This is a genomic window from Myroides sp. LoEW2-1 (assembly GCF_009767705.1).
Taxonomy (GTDB): Bacteria; Bacteroidota; Bacteroidia; order Flavobacteriales; family Flavobacteriaceae; genus Flavobacterium; species Flavobacterium album_A.
In genome coordinates this window covers 1-26600 of sequence record NZ_WSPP01000177.1, presented here as the reverse complement: position 1 = coordinate 26600, position 26600 = coordinate 1, and the positions used below count along the sequence as shown (strand labels likewise).

The following is a 26600-nucleotide window of genomic DNA, read 5'->3' as shown; positions in this document are numbered from 1 at the left end:
TTTCCGTTTTCAATTTGTAATGCTGCATCTTTTTGGAATGCGTCGTACTCAGCAGAGATTTTTTCTAATAATTCTTTCATGGTATTTTTTACTTTAATTTTTATAAACACAAAATTAGAAGAATAAGAACACAAAACCTGTTTTTAACAAAAAAATATACTTCCAAAATCACTATTTATAAGACTTCAAAGCAATTTATACTGTAAAAAGTTCACTTGACTCCAAAACCTAACCTAAACAATAAGACGTATATAATATTCTTTTTTTGTAAAAAGACGTCTAAGTCGCAATTTTATTAGTAGCTTTATAGAACCTCCTTCCACAGAGGCAAGTACAAATTATATCCAAATTAATTCAATTATGACAATAAAACCGATTCGAACTGAAGAAGATTACCATATGGCATTAATTAGGATAAAGCTTTTAGAAGATGCTAAAAGTGATACTCCTGAAGCTGATGAGTTAGAAGTATTAAACATACTTATTGAACATTACGAAAGAGAAAACGCGCCAATGGGCATGCCAGATCCCATTGATAGTATAAAAATATTCAACAAATACTTTAATGAATAAAATGCAAAGAAAAGAGAAGTTGTTTAATAATAAATATCTTCTCTTTTCTTTTTAGGCAATTCTTGTTAATAGAAAGCAATAAAGATAAGTAACTCAAGATTATACAGCTATTAAGAACTTTTTAGTATATAAATAATATATAGTATTTTTGTATTTCATTTTAATCGTTTCGAAAAACTAATGGCAAATAAAATTCGCAATTTTATTTATTATCCTATTACATTTCTAATCTTGTTCACTGTAATAAGTTGTCATGAAAAGCACACTGTATACAAAACGGATATAGATAATCTGTATGCTATCAAACGCGACATACAAGATAAAGATTCGATTGCACAATCCATTCAAGACAAGACAAAGCGAGCATTAAATTCGAAAAACACAAAGAAAGACGCTCAATTAATTGACAGTGTTATAGATGTTTTGCGTTGGACCAATGAAAAGAAAGCCTTTCTAAAATTGAATAGTATTGCTCATGACGATGCAATACAACAAAACGATCAAACAAGGTTAGCGAATACTTACCACGATTTAGCCGTTTTCTACCACGATGAAGGCCAATTAGACAGTGTATATTATTACTATCTGAAAGCAGAAAACATCTTTAAAAAAAATGGAGATAGTTTACCTGTTGCAGAAAACAATTTTTATCAATCACGGTTATTGTATGAACTGGGACTCCAAATGGAGTCTGAAGTTAAACTGTCCAAATCACTTAAAATACTACAAGATTTCCCTAAAAACCCATTATTAATTGAAGCTTATCAATTAATGTCTTTATACAATATAGAACACGGGGAATTTGACAAAGCATTAATTAACTTAAAAAAGGCCGAGAAAATACTTCAAGATGATGAAGGAAAATTCGAAGTGCTACCCCGTGATAAGTTTTATTTAGCATATTCAGCATTGTATGCCAACATATCTTTTTTATACATTGAAACGAAAGAATATAGCAAAGCAGTAGAATACTCCACAAAGGGAATCGAATACATACAATACAACTATACTGATTTAGGTTTTGCCTTCATCAATTTAGAACATCAACTTGCACAGCACTATAATGGCACTAACCCCGATGTAATTGGTGGTTTACTTATTTCGTATAATTTATTTGACAAGCTAAAGCACATCTTTTTTCAAGCAGATACTGCAAAGATTATTTCTAATATATATAGTGAGTTAGGAGATAAAAGTAACTCTCTAAAATGGGCATGGACCTCTTATGATCTTGCCAAGAAAGACAAATTCTTTAAGAAGCAAAAAGAAGCAATCGAACTCATTTTATTAAACGATAAAGATTATCCTACTCCAGCATTAGTAAAAGAGCTTATCGACTTAAATAAAGTACTGGAAGTTGAACAAAAAGAAACGAGAGAAAAGTTTGCCAAGATTGAATATGAAACCTTTCTGTTAGTGAAGGAGAACCAATCCTTAAGACAGAAAATTGCTGTTATTTTAGCGATTTCGACGGTGGTTACCATTGGTTTAGCTTTTATTATCTTTTATTTTAGGTTGAAAAACAAAAACAAAGAGCTTTTTAATCTCAATATTCAGAAATCTAAGAATGAGAAAATTCTAAATCTTTTAATCGAGAACAATAATATCGAACACAAATCAATACAAAAAGAGAGAAATAGAATATCAAAAGATTTACACGACGGAGTAATTAATAGCCTTTTTACGCTGAGATTTAATCTTCAACAAATGGACTCTGCCAATAAAGAGATGCAACAATTGTTGATTAAAGAAATAGTAAACCTTGAACAAACAGTAAGGGAGATTTCTCACTCTTTAGCTAAAAGTAGCCTTTTAAAGAATAAAAGTTTTGAGAATCTATTGGTTGAGTTGGTCAATAAACAGAGTAATAACTTTAAGACTGTATTTACCATTACCTTAGAGGATGACTTGTCTTTTGAACATTTAACTACTTTGCAAAAAGTAAATATTTACCATATCCTACAAGAGACACTCCAAAATATAAACAAACACTCCTATGCTACAAAATGCCAAATCAATGTGACCTCAACAAATGACAAGATTGTCTTTGAAGTAAAAGACAATGGCATAGGAATTAAAGGAAACCGCATTAATGGTTTAGGTTTAAACAGTATGAAAGAAAGAGCACAAGCGATAAAAGCGGACTTTAAGATCATATCTAAAATAAACAAAGGGACAACAATCACCTTAGCGATCTCTTACTAATAAATAGAAAACTAAAAAGGAGATGAGTTAAAAACAATATAAGTTTTTAACTCATCTCCTTTTTTTAATTAATAGGTCTTTATTCAAGGAATTATACTATGAGCATAAGACACAAAAAAAGCCACATATTTCTATGTGGCCTAAAACATTAGTAAGGTAATGTTTTTATGTAAATAATGAAACTAAGTAATACACAAGCATTGCCATTACAGCTGAAACAGGAATAGTCAATATCCACGCCCACAACAAATTAATTGTTACTCCCCAGCGAACTGCAGAAACGCGTTTAGTAATACCAACACCTATTATTGAACCAGTAATAGTATGCGTAGTTGACACGGGAATTCCCATGTGTTCTGAAACATATAGAGCCATAGCTCCTGCCGTTTCAGCTGCCACTCCTTCTAATGGAGTAACTTTTGTAATCTTTGACCCCATAGTCTTGACGATCTTCCATCCTCCTGATAAGGTTCCCAAACCAATGAAAATAAAAGATGCTAAAGGGACCCACCACCAATGTTCAACGAACACAGAGAAAGTATTTACTCCTTCTACAGTATAAGCAGGATCCATATCAATGTGCACGTGATAGAATATAACAGCAGCACCTATAATTCCCATTACTTTCTGAGCGTCATTTCCTCCGTGTCCTAAAGAAAACAAAGCTGAAGAAACAAGTTGTAAACGCTTAAACCACACCTCGCATTTGTGGTGATTCATTTTTCTACAAATCCACAATATGGCAATGGTAATAAAATAAGCCAAGAACATTCCCAGAAAAGGAGCTCCAAAAATAAATAAGAATATTGGAATTACTTTTGAGTACACAATTACATCTATCCCTCCTGGTGCAAAACTTCCTGCATGTGCTAAAGCTGCACCTATAAAACCTCCAATCAAAGTATGAGATGAAGAAGAAGGAATACCTAACTTCCACGTCAATAAATTCCATATAATAGCCGCAATCAATCCAGAGAAGATAACTTCTAATGTTATAAAATCTTCATTTACAGATTTAGCAATTGTATTACCTATCTTGAATTCACCTACAATGTATAAGGAAATAAAATAGGCAGCAAAGTTAAAAAACGCAGTCCAAAGAACAGCTTGAAATGGGGTTAACACACGTGTTACAACAATTGTAGCAATTGAATTAGCAGCATCGTGAAACCCATTAATAAAATCAAAACCAAGTGCCAAAATGATAATGATAATCAGCATTATCCCCGCTTGATTACTCAGTAACTCTGATATAAACTCCATAGTTAAACCATTATATTTATTAAGAGTACTTCACCGTGATTGCCTCTAATACATTAGCAACATCACGACAGCTATCCGTTGCCGATTCTAAAGCAGTCATTACCTCTTTATATTTAATAATCTCTATGGCATTATTTTCATTTTCAAAAATATCTGCAACAGCTTTGTCAAATACCTTATCTGCTTTGCGTTCTAATCTCGAGATATTTTTACATACACCAGATAATACTTCAAGATTTTTCATGTTCTCCAGTGTGTACAATCCCTTTGCTACTTCATTACACGCTTCCAAGTTTGCCTCTGTCAATTTATGTAATGGCTTTGTAATTTTATCAATGTGATATAAACGCATACGCGAAGCAGCATCTGATAAATTATCTGCAATGGCATCCACTGCTGTTATCAAATTGTGAATATCTTCTCTATCAAAAGGAGTAATGAAGTTTTTACCTAATTCAACACGAGTCGTCTGAGCAATTACCTCAATCTCTTGCTTGATAACTTCAACTTCCTTCAAAAGCTTCTCTCTTTCTTTGGCTGGTGCATTTACAGCCTCATGAAGAGTCTGTGAAAGCTTTTTAATCTTATTAGCTGCCTTTTCAAACAAAGGATAAAATGTTTTGTCCTTAGGAACTAAAAACTGAAAAATATTGTTTAATGACATTTGTTTATTATTTAATTAAAGCGGATGCAAACATAGGCTATCCATCAATAACCAATGTTACCAAATCATTAAGAAATAGATAAAAAAAGCAATTATTATACGATTATCCTCCTTTACTATTCACTTTATCGCAATCTCTATATACACAAAGAGTTTAAAAAGTCAAATATCTTGACCTTCTAAACTCCCTGTGTACTGTTGATATTCTGTTGCCAATCCTAATGTTTACCTTAACTTCAATAGAAAACTTATTACTTAAACTCCTCTATATAATCCAGTGTATTCATTAGTTGGTATTTAGGACTGCGCTCTAACCACATATTAAAGAAGGCCGTATGCGTTCCTCCCATTAAGATAAATACGCGATCATCTTTCGTCAGTGGGATCTGATTTAAATTAGAATACATCACCAAAATACGGTGATAAAATTTAGCCGTTTCATCTATTCATCCCCCTAAAGGTATTCAAGCAGCTAATTAGAGAATAAAATAGACCTATAAAATTACTTGTAGCAAGTGGAATTGACCATTGAGATAAATAAACGTCAGATTCGTATTTCTCCATTTTTTATTCAACGCAGAGGCAGAGTCTATCCCTAATACCAAAATTGGATACTTTGCCATACGCCACTCATTACAGTTATTAAAGTACTGTTCTAACTCCTTGACCTCAGCGAAACTAAAGGGAGCACTACTTTCTGATCTCATATAATATTCTCCCTGTTTCGCACCATTGATCGTTTTAAGGTATTTCTCTATAGTCTTCTTATTGCTTTGTAAAAATGCTGTAGGAACCAATGAATTAGTCACTTGCTTAGTGTAGTCAAAGCTGTAATAAGAAGTATAACTATGCTTTAATAGGTTATCTACAGTAGGATTCGTTAATAATTCGCCATGAACAAAATCATTAAAAGCAGCTTCTAAATCCACAAAGTAATAATACTGACCATCAGTACCTTGAAACACAACTGTATTCTTGTGTTCTTCTGGAGTTTGACTTACCTTATAGTTAAATAGATCAATAGACTTATAACCGATATCGAAGTTCTCTATTATTATCTTATTGTCTTTAGTCAGCAGTAGCGTCTCTCCTTCTACTAAGCTATAGTGGTTACACCCACTGTGATTTCCTCCATCCCAATACTCTCGTGTAGCATTCTTTAACCCGATTATCAAGCTATTATTGCTCTTGCTTAACGCACTGTAAACAGCAGGAATAGCCACATTTCCTTTCGCATCAAACATTCCTACTAAATTAGTCTCTTTGTTTACAAATCGGATTAGTCCCTCCTGTTCACAATCAAAGATATTATCAAATATATATAAGGAACCCTGACCTATTTTTGTCCCATCCTTAAGCAGGTAATAACTCTCATAGCTTTCATTAACCAACTCATTTACACCAGCAATATCATCAAATCGATAAGCAGTCATATATGGGGTAAAACGAGGAGTAATCATTACTTCACCTTGGCTATTTTTATACCCTAATAGTTCTTCACTCTCATTGTAGAAAGTAGTCCAAGTATCCTTTGTCTGGCCTATAACTTGTACAGAGGCAATAAACATTAAAAAAAAGGCAAGCTTTCTCATAACTAAGAATATTGATTTACTAAATAAGCTCTTTCTTGCTGTTCATCTAAAAACAGAAAAACGTGATTGCCATCACCAAAAAAAGATTCTGACCAACATACACCAATAGGCCAGTCTATTCCTCTTTCTTGTCTATAATCTACAATTTCCTCTCCTACACTAATAAAGTTAGTATCCGTAAATGGAGCAAAGATCTCTGAAGAAATACTCGTATAGGGCACAAATTGATCACTCTTTAGCTTACTTCTCTTTTTCTTAAACTCATAATAGGTGGTGATGTAATATTCTTTATCAAAATCACCTAATTTACCTTTATACTCGTTTAATACCTTTTGTAAAAAAGCATCAGAAGAATTGCAATCGTTAATCAATGAAGTATAGTGTTCTTCCAAATACTGAAATAGCAACTGAACGTATTTCCATCCACTAAAGTTAGTAAGTGAACCGTGAAACTTATACTTGTCTTTCACTTTCTCAAAAACAGTAAAAGATTCATAAGGATTATTAGGTTCTCCTTCTTGTGCAAACCACAAACCATTATGAGAAACAATGTGAACAGTTTCCTCTACTTCACTACCTACATTGCAAAACTTCAAACTGCATAACGGATAGTAAAACCCTTGACATTGATTATTGACAAACACTTCGTTATACGCTGGAAACAGTTTAACTTTTAAAGTAGTAATATCTATTCTCTCTAAAGTTTGTTGACACAGTTCCCTCCATTGTTTACTCATCTGCTTACTACTTTCAATATTACATCGAATACACATCTTTGTTCCATCAGGCATCTTACTCACACCATTCACAGCCTTTTGACATACATCACATTGCTCTGCGAAAATTCCCCTAACACATAAAGCACAACAACCATCATTTTTCTGTGAAGTTGTTGGCAAAACCATATTTCCACATATTCTACAAGCTACTTTTTCCATATTTTATTTTGTCTATATAACAATGACAAAATACAACACAAATTCCACTTATCAAGTCAAAGCCCAATTAAATAATTATTAAATCTATACCTACTTCAGCATCATCGTCAATGTCCCAAAGAAGTTACTCCCATTATGTGCTACTATAGGAAACAAGATACTCCTGCTCTTTATCGCTATCCATCCATAAATATAACCTGCAAAACCAGTCTGTATAAAATAAACAATATCAAAAGACACCGCATACTCTCTAGATAATACAAAAGCGTGAACAAAACCAAACAGCATAGCTATAATTAAATTACTTGGATTACCTATATACTTCACATTTGACTTTAAAGATGACAACGACAATCCCATTAATACCCCTCTAAACATTATCTCTTCATCTATACCTGGCAAGGTCAACTGAAATGCCAATGTTTCTATATTCCACTCTCCTCCATTACCTGCATACCACCACACTAATACAGCCAATAAGGCAATACTTAAAGTAGCTATCCTAACTCCCTTTTGACTATCAGGTACTTGCCTCAGTGTAAAGAAATTGTGTTGTTTAAAGTAAGAGCGAAAAGCAAAATAACAAACTCCCCCACATAATACACCGTATAGTTTCCCATTCCAATTCCAATTCCCTTTAATTATATAAAAGCTATCAAACACATGAGCTAACCTTAATGCAAAACTATAAAGCACAAATACAAAGCAAAATATGCCAATACGCATAAAATCTTTTTTCCCCCTGTCTTTCATAAACAAGATCATAAGGGGAAGTAATACTCCTACTTGCATTAGTGCTTCAAGTATAATTATAGCCATAGTCATTAGTTTAACCTTTCTAAAGTAACCAATTCTTGTAAAAGAAAAAAACCTCAATTACTTGAGGCTTTAGTTTATTTCTTCATTAATTCATTTACAGTTTCTTCTATAGAATATTCAAAATACTCTCCTAGCTTATTTTTATTACGCATAAAGAACTTATTAGAATACTTAGGGCAGTTTAGCTTCAAAAAAGAGTAATAATAATCACTTAAATGCCACTTAAACTGTTGTTTAAAAGTAGTACCTTCTATCTCTTCAGAAACATCAAATACCTTGAGAATAGTCACTATCTCAGTTATCTCTTGTCTACTAATATCCTTTACCACTAAAGGATCAGGTAATGCTATTCTAAAGCTAAGTACTTCTGCCCCTTCTCCTTCCCAATACTCCCATAAGTCATACCTAGACATATCTTTCCCTGTCAACTGATGTAACTCTTCTTCTACTCTTTTATACTCTATAAGATCATCATCTCCATACTCATCACAGAAGTCAGTATATCCTAATACAGCCTTTAATACTATAGGGTAACGCTCTTCTGCTACCTTCATTTGAGGAGCTATTTCACTTCTTAAACTCATATCATTCATTTTATACTGAAACGCAAAATATTGACGTCTCTACTGCGTTGGCGCAGATTTGTAATCTGTGCCGTATATACCCCATGCCGAAAGCAAACAATTTTTAATTCCCCGAAGGGAAAGCATTCCTAATTAAAAGAGCGTAGTGTCACTGCTATTTTCTTAGTAGCGCTCACCTTACTCCACTCCTCTATTAAGGCGATAACAGCAGGATTCGTCACCTTAGCATTATTAGTATGAAGCACCTCTACATACTGCTCTAACAAAGTCTTCAATCCCTTAATAGGAGTAGGCTCTAACTGTTCTAATATCCCCTCGATTAGCAATTGCAACGCTTGGTTGTGTTGTACACTTACATTCATCATAAACCCCTGTATAGAGTCTGTCAAACGCTTAATCGTCACATACTCCTTAGCCTCTGCCTTACCTATTATATTACCTACCTTTTGTTGATCTAAACGAAGCGCCTCCTTGATCCAATACTCCGCTACGAAAGCACGACTTACCTTGTCATCACATATCAATGCCAGCCCAAAGAACAAGTAAAATTGCTCTGAAAACACCACATTGTTCATCTGTAATAAGTACGTAAACATTCCTTGCAACAATCTCTTCTCAGCCACCTCGAACGTCGCACTACCACCATAATGCAGACACTTCTCCACTACCGCCATATAGATAGCATCAGCCTGTCTTGGATTAAGAGCCAACAGTGATTCACTTACATTTACCTTTGTATCGATAATTTGATACTTCATCAATTCCATTAAATTCACTGATCCCATGCGATCACCTATCGCTATCTTTGGCATCGCTTTATTGACACGGCTAAAGATTAAAAACGAATTAATATCATAAGGTATCTGTTCTAACTTTAACTTCTTATGCGTAAACACCTTGTCTATTTGTTTTTTTGTCTTGTGATCCCAATCCTTATACGTATGAGATTCCTCGATCACTTCCCAATTGCCTAGCCAACCCGCACAGTATTCTTGTTGTTCTTTAGTATAACGATCATTAGTCAAACTTTCTAAAGGATGATGAGGGTACTTTAACGCTGCCGCTCCTCTCCATACGTCATAATAATCTACTGACGCTTCCTTCACCTCACCCTTGCCTAAGTAAAATTCAATGATAGAAAGCAACTCTCCTTTCAGATGTTTCTGAGCTAAAGCTAATCCTGCTTCTTCTGTATTTTTATCTATACGTGCTAATGCAATCTGTAAATCTAATGCATCTACTAATTCTCCTTGCTCTTGATACGCTACTAATCGGTTTACCAATACAGTACTATCTATATAAAAAGGATTGTGTGTAGGCAAACTCAAGATACGCAAGACACGTTTTTCCATTACCAATTGTAAGCTATAGTAATACAGTGTCAAATATGGACGTAGAGCAGCATAGTAATAACTAAAGCGATTACTCGCCTCTAACTTTACCTCTCCTAAGGTAATACCACTATTAGTATATAGTTCAGCCTTAGCATATTTGCTATATAATTTTTCTAATTCCTTAGTTTCTATATTTTCCTCTGCAATCAACATTCTCGCCCATTCCAACAGCCAAAAAGCCATAGCGTTCTGTACTGTTGTCGTTGACCACAAATCTTTAAAAGTCTTAAACACCTTGTCAAAAGCAGGTAGTAATTGCTCAATATGAGCTGCTTGTAGCTCTCCTTGAAGTCTGATAATCGCGTCTATCATTTGCTCAAAGGCATAGTGACTCTCTGCATTCTTCCAAGCTGACAAATAGAATATCAAATCTTCTACGGTATCAATAGAAGCAATAGGCATAAGCTCTACTTCGCCTTCTTCTACTGCCTCTCCCAAAGTGATATTCTCCACAGTAATATAGTCTGCTAACAAAGTCTTTGTCTCACTCATCAGCATATCTTGGTACGCTGACAACTGTGCTGTGAGCTCCTCATTCAATTTCACATATTTGATAATCTGCTTTCCTACCTTCGTTTGCAATGCTTGATCTTGAATGTGAAAAGCCCCTACGATAGCCATTGCACTGGATTCCTTATATGCAGGATGTGCCTTATCAAATACAGCCACGATACGCAACACCTTATTAATAGTCGCTTTTACTGTACTACTCATCAATATAGGAAGATGATTGACAAAAGTCTCTGCCTGGAAGGCCTTATCTTTCGCTATCTTAAACAAGATATCCAAAGCTGTATTCACCACTTTCGAGATAGGGCTATTCAGTAGTTGAAATAGCTCCTCTTGAAAACTTAATAGCTCTTGCTCCGTCAAGGGAAGTTTACTCAGTAAGTTAGCATGCCACCCACTCAATGCTTGATTTGTATGTGTTAAGGCACTCTGTACTGCAATCTGCACAATACGCTGTTTATCTAATCGCCCTTGTTCTATTAAGGTAACGATAACCTCATCCCAAGGATTGTAATTAATACTCACCTCGTGATCAAATAGATACCAAAACTGCTGCTCTAACAACGCAGGGTATTGATCGAATATCTCTACAGTACTAAAGCTCACCATTATAGTCGCCCAAGTAGCCTCAGTCAATGGAGTCTTAAACCCTCCTTTTTCATTTAACTCATAGACAAAGCTAATCTCGTTAAAAGGCGCTCTTATCCATCCTTCTCTGGCTGTATCATTAACATAATCCCCTAACCATTCTGGCACATACCAATCCAATACTTGCTTAAACTCCTTTTCTCCTATTCCCCATATTCCCGTAAAGTCTTTATACGTACAACTCGTCAGTACCGCCAAGTTCACTGCTAATCGCTGTTCATCACTCCCTCTATATCCATATACATTTCGGTGACCTTCTTCTAATATGTACTCTTGATAATACTTTCCTAACTTAGAGATCTTCTTCGTGTATTTCACTCGTTCCTCTAATGGTGTATTTTTAAGTAATGCAAGTACTCCTGCCGAATTCCCAGCTTCTACTAACTGTTCTAACTCAGTATAAAATATGTCTTTACTCATGATGGCTATTGTGTGGTTTTGTCGTTTGTTTTAAAACCGAAAGATACAATTTTACAACTTATGACAAATAATGGAATCAAGGGATTTTAATGAAAAAAAAATGCTGTGGAAATCAATAAACCACAAGGTAGTTCGTCAGATATAACCTATCGCCGAAGACACATATTCCTTTTTCTTAATTCCTCGAAGGGTACCGTGAAACGGCTATTATCACTCCAAAGTCACCATCAGTCTGTTCCCACTTCTTAGAAGGGAGATATGCTCTTGACACGAAACCGTCTAAATACAGTGCGTCTGTACACCCTAATTCTTTAAATAGCTTAGCGAAGTCGTAGAAATTAACTTTCTCTTTAGACATCGCGAAGACTACTTCTCCGTTCTCTTTTACACCTACGCCATTGCGGATATTGAGATTCACAGAGTCTGGTGTAAAGACTGTATTAATCTCACCATTTAATAGTAAAATAGGCCCTGACTGTGTAGCATACTTAAGCATGGTATTATGACTATATGTTGATGTTGATACTACTTTCGCTTGATTATCTTTAGTAAGGAAAAACACACCATTAGGTTGCAGGTAGAAGTTACCTTTACCTTCTTTTAAAGTATCTAAAGATTGAAGTAATTGATAGTTTTCGATGTATAAGCCTTTAGGAGTATAATTCGGTTCAAACATTCCACCATTCATCGCGAAGACTAACTCTTCTCCTCTGTTTTCTGATACTTCTTTTAGCTTTCCTAAACTGCGTATTCTCTCTCCTTGTTCATCCTTCCAATACATCTTGATATGCTCTTTAGCGGGATCACAGTGATAAATAACATAGTCATGCTCATACTTATCTTGTTGGCAAGAGAACAAGGATAAGAATAACAACCCTAAAATTACAAGGTATAACCGCATAGAAAACATTGGATTAACAAGTGATAAATGTAGTACTATTTTTGTTATTCTGTATTTGACTACTGCATTAATAGACTCTGATAATGTAAAATATCTTGAACTAAGATTGATAAAATCAAGAGAAAATAAATTGAATAGTTACAATTAAAAATTCCTTAATCTATTGCAAGAACAGTCGTAATAGTTTAATTTTGATTAAAATAGAAATTATGCTGTACCTTTTTATTAATAAACAGCCCTCCTATTTTATAGACAAACCAATAGATTATGAGCACACATAAATTACATAATGACAAATTAGATCTAATTCATTGGATAAATGAATTGGATGACTATACTGTAATTGCAAGACTTAAATCTATGATGAATACAATTCAGAAAGAGGACTTATCCTTTGCTCAAAAAAAAGCCATTGATGAAGCACTTGTTTCTATAGATACAGAAGTTCTTGAGTCACATGATACTGTAATGGAACAAACCAAATTAAAGTTCCCTCATCTATTTCAGAAGTAAAAGATGAATAGTATTGTTTGGTCACAAACTGCTCAAGATGATTATTGGGATAATATTGATTTCTTATTGCGAAGATGGACAAAAAGAGAAAGTATTTGCTTTATCAATGCAGTTGAGAAGACTATTGAACTACTAAAACAGGGTCAAGTAACATTCAAGCCAACTGGTTATAAAAACACTTACCAAATTACTATTGTAAAGCAAATTACACTCTACTATATCTTCATTGAAGATAATAAAATTGTTCTACTTCGTTTTTTTAATAATCACCAGGATACAAATAAGCTCTCTTTATAAAGTAAAAGAAATGTACTGTGTAGCAATTGTATATCAATAAAACGCAAGGTAGTTCATCAGATATAAACCATTGCCGAAGGCACAATCCTTACTTCAAATCACAACTCATCCTTTAACTGTTGGATATACTTCTCTCTTTCGGGATAATCAATAGCCGTAAGGTAATCTGTTACTTCTGCTAACCACTCTTCATTAGACTTTATCTTCACGCGAGCCACCGTCTTTCCTTGAAAGTACGGTCTATCGTCAAAAGCAGCTACCAAGTGTTGATTCATCGAATCCGCTGTCTTAGGACTCACAGGTTGTCCCTCAGCTTTTGCTAATGAGTGTAAGATTCCCCTCTGAAAATCTGGATTCATAATGGCTTCTTTGTATTCTCCTGAATATGCCAACACCACAGGTATCTCTTTCTTCTCTAAGATAGCCGCTCTTAGTCTGTAATTTCCGTCGATAATCCAGTACCCTCCAAGTGAGGGAATATACCAGGCAAATACAGGTGGTAGTGATCCCTCTACGGCTTTCTTACGCCACCATTTTAGACGACCAGAATACTCATCTACTCTGCGTGAGTACAATAGTTCTCTATCCCAATGTGCATAAGTAAAGGCGTCAAAATCATCTTCGGCTGCTATCGTAGTACCGTAATTAGGAGGGGATGCGAAGTCCTTATACCCCTCGAATAACCAGATAGAATCATAAAAGAAGTGCTTATCAGCCTGTACCATCTCTTCTGCAAAATAGCGAGACCACGACTTTAGTCTTTCTTCACTGGATAAGCCCTTGCGTTTCTCTACTTCTTGTGAATTGATATTCTTAATCAGCCTACTGTCTTCCTCAAAGGTTCTTACTAATCCTATATCACAGAAGTCTCTACTGATCAATCCCCACATCACTGGTTTATCTTCACAGACCAACTTCATCTTCCAATTCGAACCACTTAACAGTTGCATCGTCGGAGGTGTTAATCCTTCTACCGTTAACTCTAATGCTTTCCATTGTTGATTATCTGTCACAACATCTTTCCAGTAGTATTTCATGGGGTGTGTTTTATTGAGATTGTAAAGATAAGGTGTTTTTATTAATCATGTAAAAATGGGCTATCTACCATTACAATAGGATAGATACGAAATCAATCGACTTCTCACAACATATAATCTCTATTGTGTGATATGTCATCCCAATAGTTGAATACAAAAACTGTTAACTGTTAACCGTTAACTATAAATTCAAATCTTCTTTTGTCTTCCCCATCGTAATCCATTATTTCTGTAAAACCGATGTTTTGCATCATCTTAATAGACTTGTCATTGGCACTGCGGGCGATTCCTACTATGGTATTAACATTGGGCTCATTAGCTTTAATATACTCCATTAATCCTTCTGTTCCCTCTTGTCCATAGCCATACTTCCAGAAGTCTTTACCGATAGAAAAACCTATCTCGACAACTGTAGGCGATTCGAAAAAGTACATCGCTGTACCGATTAGCACATCATTTTCTTGTTGTACAACAGCCAACCTTACTTTCGTTTTGCTCTCCCATTCACGATGAGCTTGCTTCACCATATTCTCTGCATCTTCCAGAGTTTCTAATGGTTTACTGGCTCTGTGCTTCATCGCCTCTTTGTCAGAGTAGATATACAGCAGTTGTTCTTTATCCTCTATGACAAGAGGTCTAAAATATAGTCTTTTCATTATTCAGTTTGTTTAAAACAGGATATAGCACGCAAATCAAAGCACTCATAATCTATCTATTAGCGTATAAAAACACTTAATGAACTTAATCAAATCAGTTCTGTTTTGTTACCTATCCACTTTTCAGCAAGGTAAAAAAATATTCTCTTCAATTCTACCACTTTATTTGACTGAACTTTCAAAAAGAAAAAAAAAGAAACTTCCCTAAAAAGAAAAAAGCAATAGTACTTACTATTGCTTTCTTTATATTATTGTTCTACATCACAGGACAAGACTGTCTTTGTAGCACCTTTGCCTTTAACTCGAATATTACTATCGGGGCTTGACAATATATAATCTATTTTCGAACCGCGAACGGACTTAACTTCTCCAGGTTCAATAAAAACAGAAACTTCGTTGTCTTTTGGAACATTATTCCCATAATAAACATATTCAAAACTCAGTGTATTTGAAGTATTATTAACCACATAACTCTTGTAGCCATAAGAAGTATTTACATCTTCTATTTGCGTAGGTAACAAGATTACCTCTACAGTGTAATTCTCACAAGATTCAACCACTAATTTTCTCGGAGTATAGAGGTAGACAAAAAACACCACCATCAGCATAATCAATGTAATCCAACTGCCACTTACACTTTTGCCTTTCCAGCGAAAATACAAATAAATGCCAATAGCTATTAAAACCAATACACCTACAATGATGTAAAAAGTATTCTCTGATACAATCATATTATTTTGATTTATAAGTAACAATACACACCTTTTGACGCTTGATCGTATACCACTTCTCAGAAGCCTCGAAGTCCTTCTTCGTGTAAATGTGATCAATCACTCCATCGTAAAAATCGTCAGTAGACTCTTTACTTACAACAGGGGCAATTGTCAAAATTTTCTCTCCTCTTTGATTGTAAAAATCAAGACATTGTTTGACTCCTTGATCATGTATCATCTTGTCTATCTCACTATACCTCACAGTATAACTTCTGCTGCCAATCTTTACATACATCACATCATTGGAATAGGTAATCGATGCCGAATCACTATAAAGAGGTTTCATTAAAAAAAGAGGAATTGCTCCTAAAAAAGCATAAATAACGGCCATATACATCTGGTCGTTCACATATTTGACAATGTCAATAATACTGAAAAAATAAGTAAGTATTCCAATAGCTATTACAACGTAACTGATTCCAAACAAAACTCCTTTTGCCTTGTTTCTTTGTTTATAGGTAATACCTTTTGTAGACATTTTATTTCTATTTTTTGACATTTCGAGAGTAAATATATTAAAATTTTAACACACCTAAGTACTTCTACAATGAAATATAGTTCACTCTAATTTACCAAAAGTCACTTAATGCCTTTTTGAATAATCCACAAACCAATGAACACATGCCATGATAGGATTTATCGCCATATTTCGACAGTTGAGATAGAATTAAAATAAGCATAGAAGCAAAAGGTCGAAACGGCACTATTTACCTCAACATAGCCTCTCTTTTTAAATTTAAAGGCATTTTCTCGATGGCATATCGCAACGTGGTTCGCGACAAAACAGTTTTGTGCTGAAGAATAAAGTCAAACACTTTCTCTTGATGCAATCGGCTTGCTTCCTTTAGCATCCAACCAACGCCTTTTTGCACTAAATCATCTTTATCTTGCATTAGTAAACGTGCAATTGTAAAAACTTGTGCTAAATACAATCCCTTTTTAGCAGGTACGACAAGACTAACCGCTGCCCCTCTGCGCATCCACCTATTAGTTGATATTGCCCATTGACTTAATCGATCTACCTCTTGAGGAAATTGTATGAGAATTGGCCCAACAGTAGAAGTACACAAAGTATCACAACTCGCCCAATTACTGACGTAATTAGCTAACCAATGTTCAAACAGATTGATATCTTTCGCAGTATAATGACGGTGCAAGCGTTTGGTTATTATACAAGCAATATAAGCTTCTTCAAAATACAAGGACTTCCATAGCTCCTCGCACAAAAAATACACTTCCTCCTTTGGTTTCCCCTTTACATCGTTGAACAACTCTTTACCTATCTTAGCTAGTATTTCCTTAGAAACTCCATATTCTCTGGGTTGCTCTCCTTCTTTAAAGAAACGCGCAGAAGCAGAGACTAGAGCAGGCTCAGCAAAGTCTTGTAAGGTCTGACGTATATCGAGTAGTATATCTTTCATCACACATTAATTTACAGGTAGAAAGGTATTTTATTTTCCAATACACCCTACAATTAGTTTGCGAAATATTAGTGCAAAAAAAATGCCCCGAAGATAGTCGAGGCCCTAAATGTTTTCACAACGGAATAATCCTTATTGTGAATTGCTTTCATATTGTCCTACAAATATAAACTCTTTTTTTACATAACAAAACATAAAAATTCAAATATTTTGTTGTAATATTATGTAGAATTCATCTTTTTTACTGACAAAAAATTACAATAATGAAAAAAATACTTGGTTTAGACTTAGGAACAACTTCGATTGGTTGGGCTTATGTTCATGAAGCTGAAAATGATAATGAAGTTTCTTCAATACAAAAATTAGGTGTACGTGTTAACCCCTTAACTGTGGACGAGCAAATCAACTTTGAAAAAGGAAAACCAATCACTACTAATGCTACAAGAACGCAATCACGTTCTGCACGTCGTAATCTACAGCGATACAAACTAAGACGCGAACATTTAATAAATATACTTACCCAGCACAATTGGATAAATAAGTCTACTATATTAGCAGAAACAGGCAACCAATCAACTTTTGAAACTTATCAATTAAGAGATAAAGCTGCTTCTCAGAAAATATCTCTTTCAGAGTTATCTCGTGTTTTACTTATGATAAATAAAAAACGTGGATATAAAAGCAGTCGCAAAGTTAATAACACTGAAGAAGGGCAGCTAATCGATGGGATGTCGATTGCGAAACGACTTTATAATGAACAATTAACCCCTGGTCAATTATCACTTGAACTATTACAAAAAGGAATCAAGAAATTACCAGATTATTATCGCTCTGATCTAAATCAAGAACTTGACTTAATATGGACTTTCCAACAAAAATATTATCCAGAAATACTTACAGAGACCTTTAAAGATAAAATTAAAGACAAGGGAGGAAAAGCTACATCAACACTATTCTGGGTAACTTATAATTTTAACACAGCAGACAACAAGGGGACAAGAGAAGAAAAAAAACTACAAAGTTATCAATGGCGAGTTCAAGCCCTAACACAGCAATTAGATAAAGATGTAGTTGCTTTCGTTATTGCTGATATTAATGGTCAAATATATAATTCTTCTGGTTATTTAGGAGCTATAAGTGATAGAAGTAAGGAGTTATACTTTAACAAATTGACTGTAGGCCAATATTTATATCAACAACTAAAAGAAAATTCACATACTCGTCTTAAAAACCAAGTTTTTTATAGACAAGATTACTTAGATGAATTTGAAACAATATGGAACACTCAATCTCTATACTATTCAGATGAGCTAACTATTGAACTCAAGGAGGAAATTAGGGACACTATTATTTTTTATCAAAGAAAATTAAAATCACAAAAAGGGCTGATTAGTTTTTGTGAATTTGAACAATGCCAAAAACTTGTAAATGGCAAAAGTAAGACTATTGGCAATCGAGTAATTCCCAAATCCTCTCCTCTATTCCAAGAATTCAAAATATGGCAACAATTACACAATGTGACTTTAAAAAATAAAGAAACAAATGAATATACTTGTTTAGCAGAAGAACAAAAAACACATCTATTTGAAGAATTAAATATAAAAGGTAAATTAACAAGTGCTCAAGCTCTAAAACTCATCGAAAGTAAGCCCAAAATGTGGGAGTTAAACTATACAGAACTAGAAGGGAATAATACCAATAAAGTATTATATAATGCTTATCTAGACATTATTGATGCTGCTGGTTATGATATACGAAATGAATTAAAGATTAAGCTTAATAAAGATGATATCGAATTAACTGATTTAGATGTTGATGCTTCTCAAATCAAAGAAATGATTTATACTATTTTCAAAGATTTAGGTATTGATACTACTATTTTAGACTTTGACGCTACTTTAGAAGGTAAAGCATTTGAACAACAAGGGTCTTACCAACTATGGCATTTATTATACTCCTATGAAGAAGATGATTCTAAGACAGGGTTAAATACCTTATATAAACTACTACAGACCAAATTCAACTTTTCTCCTGACCAAACTAAATACTTGGGAAATATTGTATTTCAAGATGATTATGGAAACCTATCAGCTAAGGCTATAAGAAGAATATTTCCATACATTAAAGACAATAAGTATAGTGATGCATGTCTTTTAGCTGGATATAAGCATTCGAAACATTCGCTTACTAAAGAAGAAAATGATAACAGAGAGCTAAATAATAAATTAACTATACTCCCAAAAAACAGTCTTAGAAACCCAGTTGTTGAAAAAATACTAAACCAAATGGTTAATGTTGTTAATACATTAATTGATGGAGAGAATCTAAAGTTAAAAGAACAAGGAAAAGCTCCTGATTTTCATTTTGATGAAATCCGTATTGAGTTAGCACGTGAACTAAAAAAGAATGCTAAAGAGCGTGAGGAACTTACTAAGTCAATTAATCAAGGAAAGTCAGACCATGAAAAAATAATCAAAATCTTACAAAAAGAAGATGGTTTAAAAAACCCTACACGAAATGATATCGTTCGTTATAAATTATACCAAGAATTAAAAAATAACGGCTATAAAGATCTATATACAAATGAATATATAGAACGCAAAAATATTTTCACAAAAGACTATGACATTGAGCATATTATCCCTCAATCAAAATTATTTGATAATAGTTTTTCAAACAAGACCTTAGTACGCAGAAATGTAAACCTAAAAAAGGGAAATCAAACAGCCTATGATTTTATACTTGCTGAATATGGTCAAGAAAAAGCAAACGAATTTGAAATAAGAATAACTAATTTGTTCAGTCTTGGACAAGTTGAAGGCATTTCTAGAAGCAAATTCAAAAAACTTTTAATGAGAGAAAGCGACATAGGACATGGCTTTATAGAAAGAGATTTAAGAGAGACTCAATACATTGCTAAAAAAGCAAAAGCTATGTTATTTGATATTACTCGAAACGTAGTTTCAACTTCTGGTAGCATTACAGATCGTCTAAGGGACGACTGGGGACTAATAAATGTTTTGAAAGAATTAAATCTACAAAAGTATAGGGATGCAGGATTGACAGAATTAATTGAAATGAAAGATGGCAATGAAAAAGAGATAATTATAGACTGGACGAAGCGAAACGACCATCGTCACCACGCTATGGATGCTTTAACTGTAGCATTTACCAAACATAATCACATACAATATTTAAACAACCTCAATGCAAGAAAGAATAATTCTGATAAACTACACAGTAATATCATTGCTATAGAAACTAAAGAAACCCAGCTAATAACAGATAGTTTAGGCAATAGAAAAAGAGTATTCAAAGAACCTATTCCAAATTTTAGGCAAGTCGCTAAGCAATATTTAGAGAGCATTTTGGTTTCCCATAAAGCTAAAAACAAAGTTGTAACCAAAAATATTAATAAAATTCAAGGAAAAAAGATAGGTCAGCTAACCCTAACTCCAAGAGGGCAATTGCACAAAGAAACTGTGTATGGTAAGATACGTCAATATGTTTCTAAACAAGAAAAAGTTGGGCCTAAATTTAATTCTGAAATCATTGAGTTAGTTAGCAACCCTACTTATAAAAAACTGTTACTAAAAAGATTAAATGATAATAATAATGATCCCAAAAAAGCATTTGGTGGCAAGAATGCCCTTAGTAAATCACCTATTTATATCGATTTAGAAAAAAACATCACTCTTCCAGAGGTAGTTAAATTAATATGGTTAGAAGAAGACTACACTATACGAAAAGAAATTACACCAGATTTGAAAGTGGACAAAGTAATTGATCAAGGTGTTAAACGTATTTTAGAAAATAGATTAAAACAATATGACAATAATCCCAAATTAGCTTTCTCTGATTTAGATCAAAATCCTATTTGGTTAAACAAAGAAAAAGGAATAGCAATCAAACGAGTGACTATATCTGGTGTTAAAAACGCAGAAGCCTTACATATTAAAAAGGATCACTTAGGTCAACCAATTCTGGATTCTAAAGGTCAAGAAATTCCTGTCGATTTTATAAATACAGGAAATAATCATCATGTCGCTATATATGAAGATGAGAATGGAAAATTACAAGATAATGTTATTTCACTTTTTGAAGTAGTTGAACGTGTAAATCAACAACTACCAATAATAGACAAAACCTATAACCAACATTTAGGATGGAAATTCTTATTCACGATGAAACAAAATGAGCTTTTCTTATTTCCTTCTGATGATTTTAACCCTAATGAAATTGATCTTTTCGATGAGGAAAATTATAAGTTAATTAGTAAACATCTTTTTAGAGTACAAAAGTTTTCGAAAGTTGAATATGGAAATAGTGCTGTAAGGGATTATGTTTTCCGTCATCATTTAGAAACCAATGTTACAGATACAAAAGAATTAAGAAATAAGTCACATATTATATTAAAAAGTACTAATGCCTTAGAGAGTATTGTAAAAATTAGAACAAATCATCTTGGCGAAATTATACATATAGGCGAGTATTAACAAATTGTATTATTATGCTCAAACGAACTATCTATATTGGCAATCCCTCCTATTTAAAATTATCGCATCGTCAACTCAAGATTGACGATGCGATAACAGGAGAAGTCAAAGGCAGTGTACCGGTTGAAGATTTAGGCTTCGTGGTATTAGATCATCCTCAAATTACTATTTCTCATCCTGTCATACAATATCTACAACTCCACAATGTAGCTATTATTAGTTGTGATGAATCTCATCTACCCTTAGGATTGATATGTTACCTATTAGCGGACATGTTGAGCATTCAGAACGCTTAAAAAAACAAATAAGTATATCAGAGCCTTTAAGAAAGCAGTTGTGGAAACAGACTGTAGAAGCTAAGATATATCAACAAAAGGAAGTTCTTAGTAAGCAAAACCTTGCGTATGACCCTATGCTTAAGTATCTCAATGAAGTAAAATCAGGAGATAGTACAAATATGGAAGGTATTGCTGCTCAATACTATTGGGGAAAGCTTTTTGATGACTTCACAAGAGATCGAGAGGGAGCATCACCAAATAACTTTCTCAATTTTGGCTATGCTATACTGAGAAGTATGGTAGCTCGAGCTATTGTATGCAGTGGACTCCACCCTACCATTGGAATCTTTCACCAAAATAAATATAACGCCTACTGTTTAGCAGATGATTTAATGGAACCTTATCGTCCTTACATAGATGAAATAGTTATAGAATGGATCAGCAATCCCCTAAACCCATCTGCGCTTACAAAAGAAGCGAAAGCACACTTGTTACAAATCGCTACAAAAGACGTTTACATTAATGGGTTAAACCGTCCTTTAATGACTGCACTAAGCATCACTACAAGTTCTTTGTACAAATGCTTTACAGGAGAAAGTAGAGTAATACACTATCCTATGATGAAATGAGTTTTAGTCGTTATAATGCTTATCGAATTATGTGGGTATTAGTATTTTTTGATTTACCAACAGAAACTAAACGCCAGCGAAGTGTAGCTTCTAAGTTTAGAAAAACATTAATTGATGATGGCTTTAATATGTTTCAATTTAGTATCTACCTAAGACATTGTCCCAGTAGAGAAAATGCAGAAGTACATATCAAACGCGTAAAAAAGCAACTCCCTGCAGAAGGAAAAATAGGTATTCTCTGTATCACCGATAAACAATTTGGACAAATGGAACTCTTCTTTGCAAAAAAAGAAACAGATTTACCACTTATGCCGCAACAATTAGAACTCTTTTAATAGAAACAAAAAAATGCTATAATCTTTTGTAGATTACAGCATTTTTTTTCTTTTTATTTACTATCCAATCGCTCTTATCATCCCTATTTATAAGGCTTTAGAAGAGGTTGTGTGATTACACAGTAAACTTACAATAATTTGAAAGCAATTCACAACACTGCGTTACCTATTTTAACCCTACCCCTCGTTGTGTGATTACACAGTAAACTTACAATAATTTGAAAGCAATTCACAACATGATTTATGATTATCTTTGTATCAAAATTGTTGTGTGATTACACAGTAAACTTACAATAATTTGAAAGCAATTCACAACTAGCCTTGTGGTAATTCTTTTCTGTCAACTGTTGTGTGATTACACAGTAAACTTACAATAATTTGAAAGCAATTCACAACTATTACGTTATGAACTGGTGCAACTACTGTGTTGTGTGATTACACAGTAAACTTACAATAATTTGAAAGCAATTCACAACTTTACTTATTAATTTACTTAAATCCTCTTTGTTGTGTGATTACACAGTAAACTTACAATAATTTGAAAGCAATTCACAACTGTAACGTCTAACACTCTACCACCTTCAAGGTTGTGTGATTACACAGTAAACTTACAATAATTTGAAAGCAATTCACAACCGTATGTATAGACATGATGTTATTAGATTTGTTGTGTGATTACACAGTAAACTTACAATAATTTGAAAGCAATTCACAACCCTTTCATCTGCAGTAACATCTGAATCATAGTTGTGTGATTACACAGTAAACTTACAATAATTTGAAAGCAATTCACAACACAAATTTACGTCTTGAACAAACGAAATCAGTTGTGTGATTACACAGTAAACTTACAATAATTTGAAAGCAATTCACAACCGGCGCTTATAGGGTTGCTCCTCAGCATTGGTTGTGTGATTACACAGTAAACTTACAATAATTTGAAAGCAATTCACAACTTTGGCATCAGCTTGGAAGATATACGTCGAGTTGTGTGATTACACAGTAAACTTACAATAATTTGAAAGCAATTCACAACTCTTTGTTTGGTCTATCTTCTAAAAATGCAGTTGTGTGATTACACAGTAAACTTACAATAATTTGAAAGCAATTCACAACATTGCGTTACTTATTTTAATCCTACCCCTCGTTGTGTGATTACACAGTAAACTTACAATAATTTGAAAGCAATTCACAACTAATTTAGTTATTAAATAAACACGATTATTGTTGTGTGATTACACAGTAAACTTACAATAATTTGAAAGCAATTCACAACTCAAGGCTGTATGAACATTTATTGTCATCTGTTGTGTGATTACACAGTAAACTTACAATAATTTGAAAGCAATTCACAACTAACTTTTTCCCAAATGTTAACGATTTCGAGTTGTGTGATTACACAGTAAACTTACAATAATTTGAAAGCAATTCACAACTATAAAGCTGGTAGTATTGATACCATTCATGTTGTGTGATTACACAGTAAACTTACAATAATTTGAAAGCAATTCACAACATATCATTGTGATGAGTGTATTGATGAGTCGTTGTGTGATTACACAGTAAACTTACAATAATTTGAAAGCAATTCACAACACTCATTGTAAACTAATACTCCAGATCCAAGTTGTGTGATTACACAGTAAACTTACAATAATTTGAAAGCAATTCACAACTTTAAAGTACACCCTATTTGGTATATCTCTGTTGTGTGATTACACAGTAAACTTACAATAATTTGAAAGCAATTCACAACTAAAATTATGGGCTATAACACCCTGTTTAAGTTGTGTGATTACACAGTAAACTTACAATAATTTGAAAGCAATTCACAACATAGCAATGCGTATGAACGCAGAACAATTCGTTGTGTGATTACACAGTAAACTTACAATAATTTGAAAGCAATTCACAACTATGAATCATTTTCTGTTGTTATTATTAGAGTTGTGTGATTACACAGTAAACTTACAATAATTTGAAAGCAATTCACAACTCTGTTCGTTAAATTAAAAGCTTTTAAGTAGTTGTGTGATTACACAGTAAACTTACAATAATTTGAAAGCAATTCACAACTTATGCAGGTGTTTTTATTTCGGGGGGTGCGTTGTGTGATTACACAGTAAACTTACAATAATTTGAAAGCAATTCACAACTAGCCCTTCTTTATACTTACCTCCCCAACTGTTGTGTGATTACACAGTAAACTTACAATAATTTGAAAGCAATTCACAACATGAGCGAAGCAGAACTTGAAGCCTTTAAAGTTGTGTGATTACACAGTAAACTTACAATAATTTGAAAGCAATTCACAACCGCAGTGTATGGCACATGCTTCCCTGTTCGGTTGTGTGATTACACAGTAAACTTACAATAATTTGAAAGCAATTCACAACATCTTCTCATGCGTTGGCTCTTTAATAGCTGTTGTGTGATTACACAGTAAACTTACAATAATTTGAAAGCAATTCACAACTGGAAATAGAAATGTAAATGTAAAAAACTCGTTGTGTGATTACACAGTAAACTTACAATAATTTGAAAGCAATTCACAACTTTATAGACGTTCTAATAGATTTCAATGTAGTTGTGTGATTACACAGTAAACTTACAATAATTTGAAAGCAATTCACAACTATTTAACAGTTGATTATAATCCTAACTGGGTTGTGTGATTACACAGTAAACTTACAATAATTTGAAAGCAATTCACAACGGATTCTGTATAAAGGCATTTACTCTCTCAGTTGTGTGATTACACAGTAAACTTACAATAATTTGAAAGCAATTCACAACCCTTTTCTATTTGCTTATTTGACTTTCTTCGTTGTGTGATTACACAGTAAACTTACAATAATTTGAAAGCAATTCACAACTCTGGAGTTATCACTCAATCTGTCTGGTGCGTTGTGTGATTACACAGTAAACTTACAATAATTTGAAAGCAATTCACAACTCCCCAGTTGCACATAGATTTCTTGCTCTTGTTGTGTGATTACACAGTAAACTTACAATAATTTGAAAGCAATTCACAACACGCTATCCTTAAAGTTTTCTACACCGTCAGTTGTGTGATTACACAGTAAACTTACAATAATTTGAAAGCAATTCACAACTATGTAAATAGTTACATTGAGTTTTTTGTAGTTGTGTGATTACACAGTAAACTTACAATAATTTGAAAGCAATTCACAACAGTAAAGAAGTCAGTTGGAGAAATTAATACGTTGTGTGATTACACAGTAAACTTACAATAATTTGAAAGCAATTCACAACTGTTTAGTGAAGTTCGTTAATTGCTGGATATTCCGGTCTAAACTGAACAGGTGATTCCGGTCTAAACTGAACAGGTAATTCCGGTCTAAACTGAACAGGTAATTCCGGTTTAAACTGAACAGGTGATTCCGGTGCAAACTGAACAGGTGATTCCGGTCTAAACTGAACAGATGATTCCGGTCTAAACTGAACAAGTGATTCCAGTGCAAACTGAACAGTTCTGAGCTTAGTTTTTTAGTGTAAATTGTGATTAAAAATCACAAAGTTATGGCTAACAAACCTATCTCAACGACCATGATAAAAAGTATCATTAAGATGAAAATCAAAGAAATTTCTAATTCTAGAATCGCATCTAGTTTAGGAATTTCAAGAACTACA

Annotated in this window: 19 protein-coding genes, 2 pseudogenes and 1 CRISPR repeat array; of the genes and pseudogenes, 7 read left to right on the top strand and 14 right to left on the bottom strand. The window is 33.6% G+C overall.

The window, feature by feature from the left end; genetic code table 11:
- The first annotated feature begins 360 nt into the window (after positions 1-360).
- Together GOQ24_RS10950 and GOQ24_RS10945 are read left to right on the top strand one after the other, a co-directional pair.
- Positions 361-573, top strand: coding sequence for a hypothetical protein (locus tag GOQ24_RS10950; RefSeq protein ID WP_155092927.1), 213 nt, complete (start codon positions 361-363; stop codon positions 571-573).
- A gap of 180 nt (positions 574-753) precedes the next feature.
- Positions 754-2778: an ATP-binding protein gene (locus GOQ24_RS10945; RefSeq protein ID WP_160339695.1), complete on the top strand. Its 2025-nt coding sequence runs from the start codon at positions 754-756 to the stop codon at positions 2776-2778.
- A 165-nt stretch (positions 2779-2943) separates the two neighbouring features.
- Here the strand turns inward: GOQ24_RS10945 and GOQ24_RS10940 are convergent, their stop codons facing one another.
- The 9 genes and pseudogenes from GOQ24_RS10940 to GOQ24_RS10900 form a co-directional block, all read right to left on the bottom strand.
- Positions 2944-4041, bottom strand: coding sequence for an inorganic phosphate transporter (locus GOQ24_RS10940; RefSeq protein WP_160339694.1), 1098 nt, complete (start codon positions 4039-4041; stop codon positions 2944-2946).
- A 19-nt stretch (positions 4042-4060) separates the two neighbouring features.
- On the bottom strand, positions 4061-4705 hold the full coding sequence (locus GOQ24_RS10935) for a DUF47 domain-containing protein (protein ID WP_155092930.1): 645 nt from the start codon (positions 4703-4705) through the stop codon (positions 4061-4063).
- 251 nt (positions 4706-4956) lie between these two features.
- A pseudogene (locus tag GOQ24_RS10930) lies at positions 4957-5148 on the bottom strand (DUF5694 domain-containing protein); the annotation flags it as partial.
- A gap of 51 nt (positions 5149-5199) precedes the next feature.
- On the bottom strand, positions 5200-6297 hold the full coding sequence (locus tag GOQ24_RS10925) for a hypothetical protein (protein WP_160339693.1): 1098 nt from the start codon (positions 6295-6297) through the stop codon (positions 5200-5202).
- 2 nt (positions 6298-6299) lie between these two features.
- Positions 6300-7235 carry a hypothetical protein gene (locus tag GOQ24_RS10920; protein WP_160339692.1) on the bottom strand — a complete coding sequence of 312 codons (936 nt, stop codon included), beginning with the start codon at positions 7233-7235 and terminating at the stop codon, positions 6300-6302.
- A gap of 90 nt (positions 7236-7325) precedes the next feature.
- Positions 7326-8054, bottom strand: a complete 729-nt coding sequence (locus tag GOQ24_RS10915) for a CPBP family intramembrane glutamic endopeptidase (protein ID WP_160339691.1) — start codon at positions 8052-8054, stop codon at positions 7326-7328.
- Between the two features lie 74 nt (positions 8055-8128).
- The gene (locus GOQ24_RS10910; RefSeq protein ID WP_160339690.1) at positions 8129-8638 is read right to left on the bottom strand and encodes a hypothetical protein; all 510 of its coding nucleotides are present in this window, start codon (positions 8636-8638) and stop codon (positions 8129-8131) included.
- Between the two features lie 128 nt (positions 8639-8766).
- Positions 8767-11610, bottom strand: a complete 2844-nt coding sequence (locus GOQ24_RS10905; RefSeq protein ID WP_160339689.1) for a DUF6493 family protein — start codon at positions 11608-11610, stop codon at positions 8767-8769.
- 175 nt (positions 11611-11785) lie between these two features.
- Positions 11786-12520 carry a phosphodiester glycosidase family protein gene (locus tag GOQ24_RS10900; protein ID WP_243731267.1) on the bottom strand — a complete coding sequence of 245 codons (735 nt, stop codon included), beginning with the start codon at positions 12518-12520 and terminating at the stop codon, positions 11786-11788.
- Between the two features lie 258 nt (positions 12521-12778).
- Here GOQ24_RS10900 and GOQ24_RS10895 point away from each other — a divergent pair, with 258 nt between their 5' ends.
- Together GOQ24_RS10895 and GOQ24_RS10890 are read left to right on the top strand one after the other, a co-directional pair.
- Positions 12779-13024 (top strand): hypothetical protein, encoded by a 246-nt coding sequence (locus tag GOQ24_RS10895; protein ID WP_160339688.1) that lies wholly within the window; start codon positions 12779-12781, stop codon positions 13022-13024.
- Positions 13025-13027: 3 nt separating this feature from the next.
- Positions 13028-13321 (top strand): type II toxin-antitoxin system RelE/ParE family toxin, encoded by a 294-nt coding sequence (locus GOQ24_RS10890; RefSeq protein WP_160339687.1) that lies wholly within the window; start codon positions 13028-13030, stop codon positions 13319-13321.
- 98 nt (positions 13322-13419) lie between these two features.
- On the opposite strand, the gene GOQ24_RS10885 is transcribed toward GOQ24_RS10890, so the two are convergent.
- The 5 genes from GOQ24_RS10885 to GOQ24_RS10865 form a co-directional block, all read right to left on the bottom strand.
- Positions 13420-14358, bottom strand: coding sequence for a ParB/Srx family N-terminal domain-containing protein (locus GOQ24_RS10885; RefSeq protein ID WP_160339685.1), 939 nt, complete (start codon positions 14356-14358; stop codon positions 13420-13422).
- A 170-nt stretch (positions 14359-14528) separates the two neighbouring features.
- Complete coding sequence (locus GOQ24_RS10880; protein WP_160339683.1) at positions 14529-15014, bottom strand: GNAT family N-acetyltransferase; 486 nt, start codon at positions 15012-15014, stop codon at positions 14529-14531.
- Between the two features lie 248 nt (positions 15015-15262).
- Positions 15263-15745 carry a hypothetical protein gene (locus tag GOQ24_RS10875; protein WP_160339681.1) on the bottom strand — a complete coding sequence of 161 codons (483 nt, stop codon included), beginning with the start codon at positions 15743-15745 and terminating at the stop codon, positions 15263-15265.
- Between the two features lies 1 nt (position 15746).
- The gene (locus GOQ24_RS10870) at positions 15747-16265 is read right to left on the bottom strand and encodes a hypothetical protein (RefSeq protein ID WP_155092943.1); all 519 of its coding nucleotides are present in this window, start codon (positions 16263-16265) and stop codon (positions 15747-15749) included.
- Between the two features lie 229 nt (positions 16266-16494).
- Positions 16495-17208: a DNA alkylation repair protein gene (locus GOQ24_RS10865; protein WP_160339679.1), complete on the bottom strand. Its 714-nt coding sequence runs from the start codon at positions 17206-17208 to the stop codon at positions 16495-16497.
- A 263-nt stretch (positions 17209-17471) separates the two neighbouring features.
- On the opposite strand from GOQ24_RS10865, the gene cas9 reads away from it, so the two are divergent.
- From cas9 to cas2, 3 genes and pseudogenes are all read left to right on the top strand, one after another.
- Positions 17472-21704, top strand: coding sequence for a type II CRISPR RNA-guided endonuclease Cas9 (gene cas9, locus GOQ24_RS10860; RefSeq protein WP_160339678.1), 4233 nt, complete (start codon positions 17472-17474; stop codon positions 21702-21704).
- A 14-nt stretch (positions 21705-21718) separates the two neighbouring features.
- Positions 21719-22611, top strand: a pseudogene (gene cas1 / locus GOQ24_RS10855) (type II CRISPR-associated endonuclease Cas1).
- A complete protein-coding gene (gene cas2, locus GOQ24_RS10850) occupies positions 22608-22946 on the top strand; it encodes a CRISPR-associated endonuclease Cas2 (RefSeq protein WP_160339675.1) in 339 nt (112 codons plus the stop codon). The pseudogene cas1 and the gene cas2 overlap by 4 nt, the downstream one beginning before the upstream one ends.
- A gap of 106 nt (positions 22947-23052) precedes the next feature.
- A CRISPR array of direct repeats spans positions 23053-26222; the repeat unit is 50 nt; unit sequence GTTGTGTGATTACACAGTAAACTTACAATAATTTGAAAGCAATTCACAAC.
- Positions 26223-26600: the final 378 nt, after the last annotated feature.